General features: G+C 55.9%; 14 protein-coding genes. 12 read left to right on the top strand and 2 right to left on the bottom strand.

Annotation, left to right across the window (positions count from 1 at the left end):
- Positions 1-156 precede the first annotated feature (156 nt).
- The gene (locus BJP35_RS02200) at positions 157-1,842 is read right to left on the bottom strand and encodes an aspartate:alanine antiporter (RefSeq protein WP_014169303.1); all 1,686 of its coding nucleotides are present in this window, start codon (positions 1,840-1,842) and stop codon (positions 157-159) included.
- A gap of 273 nt (positions 1,843-2,115) precedes the next feature.
- Between BJP35_RS02200 and BJP35_RS02195 the strand changes: the two genes are divergently transcribed.
- Positions 2,116-2,490 carry an inner membrane protein YbjM gene (locus tag BJP35_RS02195; RefSeq protein ID WP_020884874.1) on the top strand — a complete coding sequence of 125 codons (375 nt, stop codon included), beginning with the start codon at positions 2,116-2,118 and terminating at the stop codon, positions 2,488-2,490.
- A 30-nt stretch (positions 2,491-2,520) separates the two neighbouring features.
- Here BJP35_RS02195 and BJP35_RS02190 read toward each other — a convergent pair whose 3' ends face one another.
- Entirely contained in the window at positions 2,521-2,790 is a 270-nt protein-coding gene (locus BJP35_RS02190; protein WP_014169305.1) for a GrxA family glutaredoxin, read from the bottom strand.
- A 182-nt stretch (positions 2,791-2,972) separates the two neighbouring features.
- Here BJP35_RS02190 and nfsA point away from each other — a divergent pair, with 182 nt between their 5' ends.
- The 11 genes from nfsA (at position 2,973) to BJP35_RS02130 (ending at position 13,690) form a co-directional block, all read left to right on the top strand.
- The gene (gene nfsA, locus BJP35_RS02185) at positions 2,973-3,695 is read left to right on the top strand and encodes a nitroreductase NfsA (protein ID WP_025204598.1); all 723 of its coding nucleotides are present in this window, start codon (positions 2,973-2,975) and stop codon (positions 3,693-3,695) included.
- Positions 3,696-3,764: 69 nt separating this feature from the next.
- Positions 3,765-4,667: a 30S ribosomal protein S6--L-glutamate ligase gene (gene rimK, locus BJP35_RS02180; RefSeq protein WP_047742418.1), complete on the top strand. Its 903-nt coding sequence runs from the start codon at positions 3,765-3,767 to the stop codon at positions 4,665-4,667.
- Between the two features lie 63 nt (positions 4,668-4,730).
- Positions 4,731-5,207: a YbjN domain-containing protein gene (locus tag BJP35_RS02175; RefSeq protein WP_014169308.1), complete on the top strand. Its 477-nt coding sequence runs from the start codon at positions 4,731-4,733 to the stop codon at positions 5,205-5,207.
- Between the two features lie 351 nt (positions 5,208-5,558).
- Positions 5,559-6,671: a spermidine/putrescine ABC transporter substrate-binding protein PotF gene (gene potF / locus BJP35_RS02165; protein ID WP_047742420.1), complete on the top strand. Its 1,113-nt coding sequence runs from the start codon at positions 5,559-5,561 to the stop codon at positions 6,669-6,671.
- A 143-nt stretch (positions 6,672-6,814) separates the two neighbouring features.
- Positions 6,815-7,948 (top strand): putrescine ABC transporter ATP-binding subunit PotG, encoded by a 1,134-nt coding sequence (potG, locus tag BJP35_RS02160; RefSeq protein ID WP_020884870.1) that lies wholly within the window; start codon positions 6,815-6,817, stop codon positions 7,946-7,948.
- Between the two features lie 10 nt (positions 7,949-7,958).
- Positions 7,959-8,912, top strand: coding sequence for a putrescine ABC transporter permease PotH (potH, locus tag BJP35_RS02155; RefSeq protein ID WP_014169313.1), 954 nt, complete (start codon positions 7,959-7,961; stop codon positions 8,910-8,912).
- Positions 8,909-9,754, top strand: coding sequence for a putrescine ABC transporter permease PotI (gene potI / locus BJP35_RS02150; RefSeq protein WP_020884869.1), 846 nt, complete (start codon positions 8,909-8,911; stop codon positions 9,752-9,754). Before potH ends, potI begins: the two co-directional genes overlap by 4 nt.
- Before the next feature lie 65 nt (positions 9,755-9,819).
- A complete protein-coding gene (locus BJP35_RS02145) occupies positions 9,820-10,293 on the top strand; it encodes a YbjO family protein (protein WP_014169315.1) in 474 nt (157 codons plus the stop codon).
- 40 nt (positions 10,294-10,333) lie between these two features.
- On the top strand, positions 10,334-11,461 hold the full coding sequence (rlmC, locus tag BJP35_RS02140) for a 23S rRNA (uracil(747)-C(5))-methyltransferase RlmC (RefSeq protein WP_047742422.1): 1,128 nt from the start codon (positions 10,334-10,336) through the stop codon (positions 11,459-11,461).
- Positions 11,462-11,532: 71 nt separating this feature from the next.
- Positions 11,533-12,237: a response regulator transcription factor gene (locus BJP35_RS02135; protein WP_032677763.1), complete on the top strand. Its 705-nt coding sequence runs from the start codon at positions 11,533-11,535 to the stop codon at positions 12,235-12,237.
- Positions 12,224-13,690, top strand: coding sequence for an ATP-binding protein (locus tag BJP35_RS02130; protein WP_047742425.1), 1,467 nt, complete (start codon positions 12,224-12,226; stop codon positions 13,688-13,690). Before BJP35_RS02135 ends, BJP35_RS02130 begins: the two co-directional genes overlap by 14 nt.
- Positions 13,691-13,731: the final 41 nt, after the last annotated feature.

Genomic DNA, 13,731 nt, shown 5'->3' with positions numbered 1-13,731 from the left:
CAAAAAACCCATCAACCTTGAACCAAAACGGCGGGGTTGATGGGCTCCACAAATTGGGGACATCAAAGAAAAGCAGTGGCAATAGTTATGACTGCCCCCTGATAAAAAAGTTCTGCGCGTAACGAAAATTTTTTCGTTACGCGCAGAACTTAAGAGTTATCCGAGTCCAGGCCAGATGATGATGATCAGCGTACCCGCCAGCGTAAGCAGTACGTTAGCGATAGCGTAGGTGCCCGCATAGCCCAGCGCAGGAATATTGCTGCGTGCGGTATCACTGATAATTTCCATTGCCGGGGCGCAGGTACGGGCCCCCATCATTGCCCCGAAGAGCAGGGCGCGGTTCATGCGCAGCACGTAGGCACCGAACAGGAAGCAAATCACTACCGGTACCAGGCTGACGATAAGTCCGGAAACCAACATCTGCCAGCCAACAGCCCCCAGGCTGTGGCCAATGCCGCTACCGGCGCTTAAGCCGACACCCGCCATAAAGACCATCAGACCAAACTCTTTCACCATATTGAGCGCCCCCTGCGGAATGTAGCCGAAGGTCGGGTGGTTCGCTCGCAGGAAGCCCAGCATGATGCCGGCGAACAGCAGCCCGGCAGCGTTACCGATGCCAAAGCTAAAGTTACTGAACTGGAAGGTGATCATCCCGATCATCAGGCCAACGATAAAGAAGGCGCAGAAGGCCAGCAGGTCGGTGACCTGGCTGTGAATAGAGATAAAGCCGATGCGGTCCGCAACGGTTTTCACGCGTCGCGCATCGCCGCTGACCTGCAGAACGTCGCCTTTATTCAGCACGACGTTGTCGTCAATTGGCATCTCAATCTGGCTGCGGATCACGCGGTTGAGGAAGCAACCATGATCGGTCAGCTTCAGCTGCGCCAGACGACGGCCGACGGCGTTATGGTTTTTCACCACAATCTCTTCGGTGACGATACGCATATCGAGCAGATCGCGGTCAAACACCTCTTTACCGTTGCGGAAGCTCGGGTCGAGGCGGGCGTGGGCATCCGGGTAACCGACCAGGGCAATGTCATCGCCCATCTGCAGCACGGCGTCGCCGTCCGGGTTTGCCAGAATGCCGTTACGGCGAATACGCTCGATATAGCAGCCTGTCTGGCGGTAAATCCCCAGCTCGCGGAGGTTTTTCCCGTCCGCCCATGCAACCAGCTCTGGCCCAACGCGGTAGGCGCGAATCACGGGCAGATAGACTTTACGCTTGCTGTCGGTGTCCAGACCGCGTTCGCGGGCAATTTGCTGAGCGCTGGTTTGCAAATCCTGGTGCTGCAGTTTTGGCAGGTAGCGGGCGCCCACAATCAGGCTCACCAGACCAATCAGATAGGTCAGGGCATAGCCCAGGCTCAGGTGGTCGAGCGCGGTAGAGAGTTGCGCACCGGCCATGCCGGAGTGGCGCAGGGTATCGCCTGCACCCACCAATACCGGCGTGGAGGTCATCGAGCCGGCGAGCATACCGGCCGTCAGCCCGATATCCCAGCCAAACAGTTTACCCAGCCCTAAGGCGATCAGCAGCGCGCTGCCGACCATGACCAGCGCCAGCATCAGATAATTTTTGCCGTCGCGGAAGAAAATTGAAAAAAAGTTGGGCCCGGCTTCCACACCAACACAAAAAATAAACAGCATAAAGCCTAAGTTGAGCGCGTCCGTGTTAATGCTGAAATGCTGCTGGCCTAATAATAGTGAGACGACTAAAACGCCAATGGAATTACCAAGTTGAACCGAACCAAGGCGCAATTTACCCAGGCAAAGGCCCAGCGCCAGTACCACAAATAATAACAGGATGTAATTCCCATTTAACAAGTCTGCGACGTTTATATTCACGGAGGCTAACTTCTTGTTTACCAGTAAGTTGTTGAATGAAAGGACTTTTTGGGCTACTGTTTTCTGGGTCAGGGAAAGGCTTTAACGCTCCCTGTTTCCAGCTTTATTCCCTAAAACATTAGCTGGCGGTTAGTTTAATCGTATTAGCTACTGACAGCCACCTATTATCGCTTCACCCTGTGTGTACTTTGGCAAGGATTGCCGCATTGCTTTATCTGACTGGGCGTCTACCCGACGAAAGTGTATTTGATAGAGATAAGTCAGGAGGATAGTTTGAACATTAAACGAAACTGGGCGGGGGTGATCAGCTGCTTTTTGCTGTTCATTGTCGTTTGCATGTCCCTCGCTTTTAATGTGAAGGGAGCGTTCAGGGCGTCGGGTCATCCGGAGCTGGGGCTGCTCTTTTTCACCCTGCCAGGGGCTGCTGCCAGTTTTCTCTCCCGCCGGGGGGAAGTGGTGAAACCGTTACTGGGCGCAATACTTGCAGCGCCGCTGTGTCTGCTGCTGATGCGGTCACTGTATATTTCAACGCGAAGTTTCTGGCAGGAGCTGGCGTGGTTGCTGAGTGGCGTCTTCTGGTGCGCACTGGGAGCGCTATGCTTTTTGTTTGTTCATAGCATGTTGGCCCGGCGCAGACAGCACAAATAAAAACGCCCTCAGGGTGAGGGCGTCTTAGCATTACTGAGCGGCAAACAGGCCCAGATGCTCTTTAGCGTATGCTTCAAAGTCTGTGCAACCGCCGATGTGTTTCTGATCGAGGAAAATCTGCGGTACGGTTTCAACCGGTTTACCCACGGTTTTTTCCAGATCGGCTTTGCTGATCCCTTCCGCGTGGATATCAACATAACGGAAGTTAAAATCATCACGCTCTTCGGTCAGTTTCTCAGCCAGCTCTTTCGCGCGCACACAGTAAGGGCACCCTGGACGACCAAAAATTACTGCAAACATTTCTCTCTCCTCGAAAACAAGCCTGACGGCGAATGGGTCTATAGTGCCCGATAACCTGCCGTCATTAAAGAAGGTTTCGCCTGTCGTTATAATACCTCTCAGCTATGTTTCGCCAATTACATCGCGCGCATCATTGCCTATACTGGCTGCGATATGATTCACGCAAGACAAAGAGAGACAAGATGACGCCAACCATAGACCTGCTACGTTCCCATCGTTCAATTCGCCACTTCACCGACGAGCCGATAACGCCGGCGCAGCGTGAAGCCATTATTGACAGTGCAAGGGCGACATCCAGCTCCAGCTTCCTGCAGTGCAGCTCCATTATTCGCATTACCGACCCGGCAATGCGTGAACAACTGGTGACCCTCACCGGTGGACAAAAGCATGTGGCACAGGCAGCCGAGTTCTGGGTGTTCTGCGCTGATTTTAACCGCCACCTGCAGATCTGCCCGCAAGCCGAGCTTGGCCTTGCCGAGCAACTGCTGCTGGGCGTCGTGGACACCGCGCTGATGGCGCAAAACGCGTTCACGGCGGCGGAATCGCTGGGGCTGGGCGGCGTGTACATCGGCGGGCTGCGTAACAATATCGAAAGCGTTACCGAACTGCTGAAGCTGCCAAAACATGTTCTGCCCCTGTTTGGCCTGTGCCTTGGCTGGCCTGCGGATAACCCGGACCTCAAGCCGCGCCTGCCTGCGGCGATGCTGGTGCATGAAAACCACTACCAGCCTGTCGATCAGGATGTGCTGGCGCAATACGATGAAGAGCTGGCGCACTACTACATGACGCGCGACAGCAATAACCGTCGCGATACCTGGAGTGACCACATTCGTCGCACCATCATTAAAGAGAATCGCCCGTTTATTCTCGACTATCTGCACAAACAGGGCTGGGCGACACGATAGCCCATTCATCCTGCGCCTGCCTGCGTGTATGATACGCAGGCTTTTTCCATGTCTTTAGAGAGGTGCAGGGTGAAAATTGCCATTTTGTCCCGGGATGGAACGCTCTATTCATGTAAACGCCTGCGAGAAGCGGCGGCAAAACGGGGGCATCAGGTTGAGATCCTCGATCCGATGTCCTGCTATATGAACATTGATCCTGCTGCCTCATCGATTCATTACAAAGGCCGCAAGCTCCCGCATTTTGATGCGGTTATCCCCCGCATCGGCTCCCAGATAACCTATTACGGCACGGCCGCGTTGCGCCAGTTTGAGATGCTGGGCAGCTATCCGCTCAATGAATCCGTTGCGATATCTCGCGCCCGCGATAAGCTCCGTTCGCTGCAACTGCTTGCCCGGCAGGGAATCGATCTTCCGGTTACCGGCATTGCGCATTCACCGGACGACACCAGCGATTTAATCGATATGGTGGGTGGCGCGCCGTTAGTGATCAAGCTGGTGGAAGGCACTCAGGGCATCGGTGTGGTGCTGGCCGAAACGCGGCAGGCGGCGGAAAGCGTGATTGACGCCTTTCGTGGGCTGAATGCCCATATTCTGGTGCAGGAGTACATTGAAGAAGCCAAAGGGCGCGACATTCGCTGTTTTGTTGTCGGTAACGAGGTGGTTGCGGCCATCGAACGTCAGGCAAAAGAGGGCGACTTCCGCTCTAATCTGCACCGTGGCGGCGTGGCGAGAGTCGCGTATATCAGCGATCGCGAGCGTGAGATTGCCGTGAAGGCGGCGCAAACGCTGGGGCTGGATGTGGCGGGTGTTGATTTACTGCGGGCGACGCGCGGGCCGCTGGTGATGGAGGTGAATGCCTCACCGGGACTGGAAGGGGTGGAAAAAACCACCGGGGTCGATATTGCGGGTAAAATGATCTCATGGGTCGAGCGCCACGCAACGCCGGGCTACTGTCTGAAAACGGGCGGTTAAATGGATTACAGCGCACTTTTTGCGTACTCTATGCGAAGTTTTTATTAAAGAGGCTGCACCGCGATGGATTTACAGGTCGTTCCAACACTGGATACGTTACGTCAATGGCTCGATGATGCCGGTATCACTTTCTTTGAATGTGATTCCTGCCAGGCGCTGCATTTGCCTCATATGCAAAATTTCGATGGTATTTTCGATGCCAAAATCGATCTCATTAACGACGTGATCCTCTTCTCTGCGCTGGCCGAAGTGAAACCGTCTGCGCTGCTGGCCCTGGCCTCTGACCTGTCGGCCATCAACGCCAGTTCTTTGACGGTGAAAGCATTTCTCGATATACAGGATGATAATCTGCCAAAACTGGTCGTTTGCCAGTCTTTATTCTCCGGTGCCGGCCTCTCATTCAAGCAGTTCTCCTGGTTTATGCGCTTGAGTGAAGAGCAAATTTCGATGGTAATGATGGAAGCCAATGCGCACCATTTGCTGTATAGCGCGGAAGATGATGCAGAGAATAATGATGCATCTCCCAATTTTCTTCACTAAGCCTGTCTGACTTTTGCGCAGTCGCTGCCATAGCGGCTGCATAACGCCATTTTTTCTGCTGCTTTCAACCTTTCTTTAAAGAATTTTTCACCTCCCCAAACGCCATTTCGGCTTATCACGTAGACATAACCTGCATAAAAAATTGATAAAAGGCGTTTTTTCGTCTGGGCTATAGCCGGAGACACGGGCTACAGTTATTCTTGCGATGCTTAAAAAAGCGAGCGGATCCTGCCGGGTAAAGAGGTTTCTTTTTATTTCGTGCAGAGCGACAAACTATGCATGATTATTGCATATCTTCAGATTGCACAGTTTTAGTTCGTTTGTTAACGAGCTTTCAGAAGGAATAACGATATGATCGCCTTGAATAAAAAATGGTTATCGGGTCTGGTTGCGGGTGCTCTGATGGCCGTCTCTGCCGGCACGCTCGCTGCGGAACAAAAAACGCTGCACGTTTATAACTGGTCTGACTATATCGCGCCGGATACCGTCGCTAATTTCGAAAAAGAGACCGGCATTAAAGTGGTCTATGACGTTTTCGATTCCAACGAAGTGCTGGAAGGGAAACTGATGGCGGGCAGTACCGGTTTTGACCTGGTGGTACCCTCCGCAAGTTTCCTTGAGCGTCAGCTGACGGCAGGTGTCTTCCAGCCGCTCGATAAGAGCAAATTACCGAACTGGAAAAACCTCGATCCGGAAGTGCTTAAACTGGTCGCCAAGCATGACCCGGACAACAAATACGCGATGCCGTATCTGTGGGCGACCACCGGTATTGGCTATAACGTCGATAAAGTCAAAGCGGTGCTGGGTAAAGATGTCAAACTCGACAGCTGGGACGTGGTGCTGAAGCCGGAAAACCTTGAGAAGCTGAAAAGCTGCGGCGTCTCTTTCCTGGATGCGCCAGAAGAGATTTTCGCCACCGTGCTGAACTACCTGGGCAAAGATCCTAACAGCAGCAAGGCCGATGATTACACCGGCCCGGCAACCGAACTGCTGCTGAAGCTGCGTCCGAACATTCGTTACTTCCACTCCTCGCAGTACATCAACGACCTGGCAAACGGCGACATCTGCGTGGCGATTGGCTGGGCAGGGGACGTATGGCAGGCGGCTAACCGCGCCAAAGAAGCCAAAAACGGCGTGAATGTTTCCTACTTCATTCCGAAAGAGGGCGCGCTGGCGTTCTTCGACGTCTTCGCCATGCCGGCTGACGCGAAAAACAAAGACGAAGCTTACCAGTTCCTTAACTACCTGATGCGTCCGGAAGTCATCGCGCATATCAGCGATCACGTCTACTACGCTAACGGCAACAAGGCCTCTGTGCCGCTGGTCAGCGAAGAGATCCGCAATAACCCGGCTATCTATCCGCCGGCGGATGTGTTTGCCAAGCTGTTCACCCTGAAAGTTCAGGATCCAAAAATTGACCGCGTACGTACCCGTGCGTGGACCAAAGTGAAAAGCGGTAAATAACGGCGTCCGGTACGGTTGCCCGGTGGCGAAAACGCTCACCGGGCCTGCTAAACCCGTCGGTCGGGCTGGCGTGAGCGCCGCCCGACGATGCGCACCCTGATGGTGCGTTTGCACCAGTTTTGATTTCTGCCGGAGAGCACCCCGTGAATGACGCGATCCCCCGCCCGCAGGCGAAAGTCCGTAAAGCGCTGACCCCGCTTCTTGAAATTCGTAACCTCACCAAATCTTTCGATGGTCAGCATGCCGTGGACGACGTCAGCCTGACTATCTACAAAGGTGAAATTTTTGCCCTTCTGGGCGCATCTGGCTGCGGTAAATCGACCCTGCTGCGTATGCTGGCCGGTTTTGAACAGCCTACCGCCGGGCAAATCATGCTGGATGGTGTCGATCTCTCCCGCGTGCCGCCGTATCAGCGCCCGATAAACATGATGTTCCAGTCTTACGCGCTCTTCCCCCATATGACGGTGGAGCAGAATATCGCCTTTGGTCTTAAGCAGGACAAACTGCCGAAAGCCGAAATCACCGCCCGCGTGGCAGAGATGCTCAGTCTGGTGCACATGCAGGAGTTCGCGAAGCGTAAACCGCATCAGCTCTCTGGTGGCCAGCGTCAGCGCGTGGCGCTGGCCAGAAGCCTGGCGAAACGGCCAAAGCTGCTGCTGCTCGATGAACCGATGGGTGCCCTGGATAAAAAACTGCGTGACCGTATGCAGCTGGAAGTGGTGGATATCCTTGAGCGCGTGGGGGTGACCTGCGTGATGGTTACCCACGACCAGGAAGAGGCGATGACCATGGCCGGGCGTATTGCGATCATGAACCGCGGTAAGTTCGTACAGATTGGCGAGCCGGAAGAGATTTATGAGCACCCGACCACCCGCTACAGCGCGGAGTTCATCGGGTCGGTCAACGTCTTCGAAGGGCTGCTGAAATCGCGCGAGGATGACGGTCTGGTAATCGAGTCGCCGGGGCTGCAGCATCCGCTTAAGGTCGATCCGGATAGCTCGGTGGTGGATAACGTGCCGGTGTATGTCGCGCTCCGCCCGGAGAAGATCATGCTGTGCGAAGATCCACCGGCCGATGGCTTTAACTTCGCCGTCGGGGAAGTGGTGCACATTGCTTACCTGGGTGACCTCTCCATCTACCATGTGCGTCTGAAAAGCGGGCAGATGCTCAGCGCCCAGCTGCAGAATGAACACCGTTATCGCAAGGGACAGCCGACCTGGGGCGATGAAGTGCGCCTGTGCTGGGATGCAGACAGTTGTGTAGTGCTGACGGTATAAGGAGCGGACAATGAGTACCTTAGAACCTCCAGCCCGCGTTGAAAAACCGGGTGGCTTTGCGCACTGGCTGGCGCGCATGCAGATGAACCACGGACGCAAGCTGGTGATTGCCATGCCTTACGTGTGGCTGATCCTGCTGTTCCTGCTGCCGTTCCTGATCGTTTTTAAGATAAGCCTGGCGGAAATGGCGCGGGCGATCCCGCCCTATACCAACCTGCTGGACTGGGCTGACGGACAGCTGACGCTGACCCTTAACCTCGGCAATTTCCTGCAGTTGACGGAAGATCCGCTCTATTTCGAAGCATATCTGCAGTCGTTGCAGGTGGCGGCGATCTCGACGATCTGCTGTCTGCTGCTGGGTTACCCGCTGGCATGGGCAGTGGCGCACAGTAAATCGTCGACGCGCAACATTCTGCTGTTGCTGGTGATCCTGCCGTCATGGACCTCGTTCCTGATCCGCGTCTACGCGTGGATGGGGATCCTGAAAAACAACGGCGTGCTGAATAACTTCCTGATGTGGCTTGGGGTTATCGATCAGCCCCTGACGATCCTGCATACCAATCTCGCGGTCTATATCGGGATTGTTTACGCCTATCTGCCGTTTATGGTGCTGCCAATTTATACGGCGCTGACGCGTATCGATTATTCGCTGGTGGAAGCATCGCTTGACCTTGGTGCCCGTCCGCTTAAAACCTTCTTCAGCGTTATCGTTCCGTTGACCCGGGGCGGCATTATTGCCGGGTCGATGCTGGTCTTTATCCCGGCGGTAGGGGAGTTTGTGATCCCGGAACTGCTCGGTGGCCCGGACAGCATCATGATTGGGCGTGTGCTGTGGCAGGAATTCTTTAATAACCGCGACTGGCCTGTGGCGTCTGCGGTGGCGATCGTGATGTTGCTCCTGCTGATCGTACCGATCATGTGGTTCCACAAACATCAGCAGAAACAGATGGGAGACCACGGATGAACAACTTACCGGTAGTGCGCTCCCCGTGGCGAATTGCCATCCTGGTGATTGGCTTTACCTTCTTGTATGCACCCATGTTGATGCTGGTGATCTACTCGTTCAACAGCTCCAAACTGGTAACGGTATGGGCCGGCTGGTCGACGCGCTGGTACGGCGAATTGTTCCATGATGACGCGATGATGAGCGCGGTGGGGCTGAGCCTGACCATCGCCGCGCTGGCGGCCACGATGGCCTCCGTGCTGGGGACCATTGCCGCGCTGGTCATGGTGCGCTTCGGGCGTTTTCGGGGGTCGAACGGCTTTGCCTTTATGATCACCGCGCCGCTGGTTATGCCAGATGTTATCACCGGTCTGGCGCTGCTGCTGCTGTTCGTCGCCCTGGCGCATGCCATTGGCTGGCCGGCAGATCGCGGCATGCTCACCATCTGGCTGGCGCACGTCACCTTCTGTACCGCGTACGTGGCGGTGGTTATCTCTTCGCGTTTGCGCGAGCTGGACCGCTCCATTGAAGAGGCGGCGATGGATCTCGGTGCGACGCCGCTGAAGGTCTTCTTCATCATCACGTTGCCGATGATTATGCCGGCGGTGATCTCCGGCTGGCTGCTGGCGTTTACGCTGTCGCTCGACGATCTGGTTATCGCCAGCTTTGTCTCAGGACCGGGCGCGACGACGCTGCCTATGCTGGTCTTCTCCAGCGTACGCATGGGGGTCAATCCGGAGATTAACGCCCTGGCCTCGATCATCCTCGGGGTGGTCGGAATTGTCGGATTTATCGCCTGGTATTTGATGGCGCGCGCGGAAAAACAACGTGTGCGTGATATCCAGCGTGCAAGACGCGGCTGAAGGATTTAAAATTTCCAGTGATGTGCCGCGCATGACGCGGCACTGTTTTTCAGGGAAGTAAAACATTGGGATTATTAAAAAAATCACGTCTTACGCACGCTCGTCCAAACGTTCCTGCACTGGTGCAGGTGGCGGCGCTCGCTATTATTATGATCCGCTGTCTTGATGTGCTGATGATCCTTAACACCCTGGGTGTGCGCGGTATGGCTGAATTCATTCACCGCAGCGTACAGACGTGGAACCTGACGCTGGTCTTTTTGAGCAGCCTGGTACTGGTGTTTATCGAGATTTACTGCGCTTTTTCGCTGGTCAGAGGACGCAACTGGGCGCGCTGGGTCTATTTGCTGACGCAAATTACGGCGGCGAGCTATCTGTGGGCCGCCTCGCTGGGGTATGGCTATCCAGAACTGTTCAGCATTGCGGGTGGATCAAAACGCGAGATTTTGCACGCGCTGTTTTTGCAAAAACTCCCGGATATGCTGGTGCTGTTCTTCCTGTTCGTGCCTGCTTCCAGTCGGCGGTTCTTCCAGCTGCAATAATGTGTATAATCGCAGCCCTCGTGATTCTTAAGGTTTTGATATGCAGTGCGCACTCTATGACGCCGGTCGCTGCCGCTCCTGTCAGTGGATAGAACAGCCGGTTTCTCAGCAACTCACCGCCAAAATGGCCGACCTGCAACACCTGCTGGCAGACCATGCCGTGGGGGAATGGTGCGCACCCGTCAGCGGGCCGGAGCAGGGCTTTCGTAATAAAGCCAAAATGGTGGTGAGCGGCAGCGTTGAAAAACCGCTGCTGGGCATGTTGCATCGCGAGGGTACGCCTGAAGATTTAACCGACTGTCCGCTTTATCCCGCCTCGTTCGCCCCGGTCTTTGCTGCGCTCAAACCGTTTATTGCCCGTGCCGGATTAACGCCCTATAACGTTGCCCGCAAGCGCGGCGAGCTCAAATACCTTCTTCTTACCGAAAGCCAGGTAAACGGCAGCATGATGCTGCGCTTTGTTCTGCGCTCAGAAGCCAAGGTGGAGCAGCTTCGCGCGGCGTTGCCATGGCTTCAGCAACAGCTTCCGCAGTTAACCGTTATCACCGCGAATATTCAGCCGGTGCATATGGCTATCATGGAAGGGGAGCGGGAGATCTTCTTCACCGAACAGCATGCGCTGGCAGAAACGTTCAACGATGTACCGCTGTGGATCCGTCCGCAAAGCTTCTTCCAGACCAACCCGACCGTCGCGAGTGCGCTTTATGCCACCGCCCGTGACTGGGTGCGGGCGTTAAATATCCATCATATGTGGGATCTGTTCTGCGGGGTGGGCGGCTTCGGTCTGCACTGCGCCACGCCAGACATGCAGCTTACCGGGATTGAGATCTCCGCCGAAGCGATTGCCTGTGCCAGACAGTCTGCCGCAGAGCTTGGGTTGACCCGGCTGCACTTCCAGGCGCTGGACTCCACGCAGTTCGCGACAGGGCAGGATAATGTGCCTGAACTGGTGCTGGTGAACCCGCCGCGCCGGGGCATCGGGAAAGTGCTGTGCGACTATCTGAGCCAGATGGCACCGGACTACATCGTCTACTCCAGCTGCAACGCGCAGACGATGGCAAAAGATATCGCGACGCTGGCGGGCTACCGCATTGAACGCGTCCAGTTGTTCGATATGTTCCCGCATACCGCGCATTATGAAGTCCTGACGCTACTCGTTAAATCTTAAACAAAATGTGAACTCTGTCCGCCTGCGAAATCAGGTAAGCTTATCTCATCAGAATTGAAGAAGGCTTACCCATGAAGCAGATCCTGCTGGTGGAAGATGACCACGATATCGCGGCGCTTCTGCGCCTCAACTTAGAAGATGAAGGCTACGCCATCACCCACGAGCCCGACGGGGGCAATGCCTTACAGCGCCTCGAAAAGCAGCCGTGGGACGCGGTGATCCTCGATTTAATGCTCCCCAACGTCGACGGTCTTGAGATTTGCCGTCGCATCCGCCAGATGACCCGCTACCTGCCGGTGATCATCATCAGCGCCCGCAGCAGCGAAACCGACCGCATTACCGGGCTGGAAACCGGGGCGGACGATTATCTGGCCAAGCCGTTTTCGGTACAGGAGCTGATCGCGCGCATCAAGGCGCTGTTCCGACGCCAGCAGGCGATGGGGCAGACGCAAAGTGCCGGGAATATTCAGGCTCACGGCCTGACGCTCGACCCGCTGGCGCGCAGCGTGCTTTTGCACGGCCAGGTGGTGGATCTCACCCCGCGCGAGTTTGAACTGCTGTACTTCTTTGCCCGTCATCCCGGTGAAGTTTTCTCGCGTCTGGCGCTGCTGGAACAGGTCTGGGGCTATCAGCACGAAGGTTACGAACACACCGTCAACACCCACATTAACCGCCTGCGCATCAAGATTGAGAAGGACGCCGCCGAGCCGGAGATCATTCGCACCGTCTGGGGCAAAGGCTACAAATTTGCGGAGCCAAACGATGCGCCGCTTTAGCCTGAGCCAGCGCCTGACGCTGCTGTTTATTCTGCTGCTGACGCTCTGTGCGACCATCGCCTGCGCGGTGCAACTTTACAGCACCACGCAGTACGGTAATGCGATGGTGCAGCGGCTGTCCGGTGGCCTGGCGCAGCAGATTGTCCAGCGGGAACCGATTCTGGATGCGCAGGGCAGGGTTGACCGCCACGCGCTGAAACCGCTCTTTGACCGGCTGATGACCTTCAATCCAAGCGTCGAACTGTACGTTGTCTCGCCTGATGGCGAACTGCTGGCTGACGCCGCGCCGCCGGGGCATATCCAGCGGCAAAAAATCGACCTCGGGCCGGTGCAGACTTTCCTCAGTGATGCCGCGCGGCCGGTACTGGGTGATGACCCGCGAAGCCAGAACAAAAAGGTTTTCAGCGCAACGCCGTTGCGTCAGGACGGAGAACTGAAAGGCTATCTGTACATTATTCTGCAGGGCGAAGAGTCAAACGCGCTGGCGGAGATGGCCTGGCATCAGGCGCTCTGGAGCACCGTCCTGTGGTCATTGATGTGGGTCGCGCTGTTTGGTGTGCTGGCGGGGTTACTGGTCTGGTACTGGGTAACGCGTCCGGTCAAACGTCTCACGCAGGAAGTGGCCGGGCTGGAGCAGGACAGCATTAGCGCCATTAAACAGCTGGCGGCGCAGCCTACTGAAACCACGGTAAAGGATGAAGTGGCCACGCTGCGCAATACGTTTATCGAGCTGGCCCGTAAAATCACCCTGCAGTGGGATCAGCTGGCCGACAGCGATCGCCAGCGCCGGGAGTTTATCGCCAATATTTCGCATGATTTACGCACGCCGCTCACCTCCTTGCTGGGCTATCTCGAAACGCTGTCGCTGAAATCCGCGACGCTGACGCCGCAGGAGCACCAGCAGTATCTCGCCACGGCGCTGCGCCAGGGGCAGAAAGTGCGTCATCTTTCGCAGCAGCTGTTTGAACTGGCGCGCCTTGAGCACGGCGGCATCAAACCGCAGCGCGAGCGTTTTGCCATGGGTGAGCTGATTTCAGACGTGGCGCAGAAATTTGAACTCACGGCCCGCACGCGGGAGGTGAACCTGCGCATTGATGTACCGGGCCCGTTGCCGCTGGTGAATGCCGATGTCTCGATGATTGAGCGGGTGGTGACTAACCTGCTGGATAACGCGATGCGGCATACGCCGACCGGTGGAGAGGTCCGTCTGGCGGTCTGGCAGGAGAACGCGCAGCTACAGGTTGAGGTGGCTGATAATGGAACCGGCGTTGATGCTTCTCTTCGCAACGATCTGTTTGAGCGTCCTTCGGCGTTAAATCCGCAGGCATCACGGGAAAACCGTGGCGGGTTGGGGCTGTTGATTGTGAAACGCATGCTGGAACTGCACGGCGGGGGGATCAGGCTGATGGAGTCCACGAACGGGGCTCGTTTTCGCTTCTTTGTTCCACTGTGAAATTGCCGGGTTTGCCCGGCCTACAGACCACCCCCGTAGGC

It is taken from the genome of Enterobacter sp. J49, assembly GCF_002148625.1.
Taxonomy (GTDB): Bacteria; Pseudomonadota; Gammaproteobacteria; order Enterobacterales; family Enterobacteriaceae; genus Enterobacter; species Enterobacter ludwigii.
Note: the sequence above shows the minus strand (reverse complement) of the source record. Positions and strands in the feature narration are given on the sequence as shown.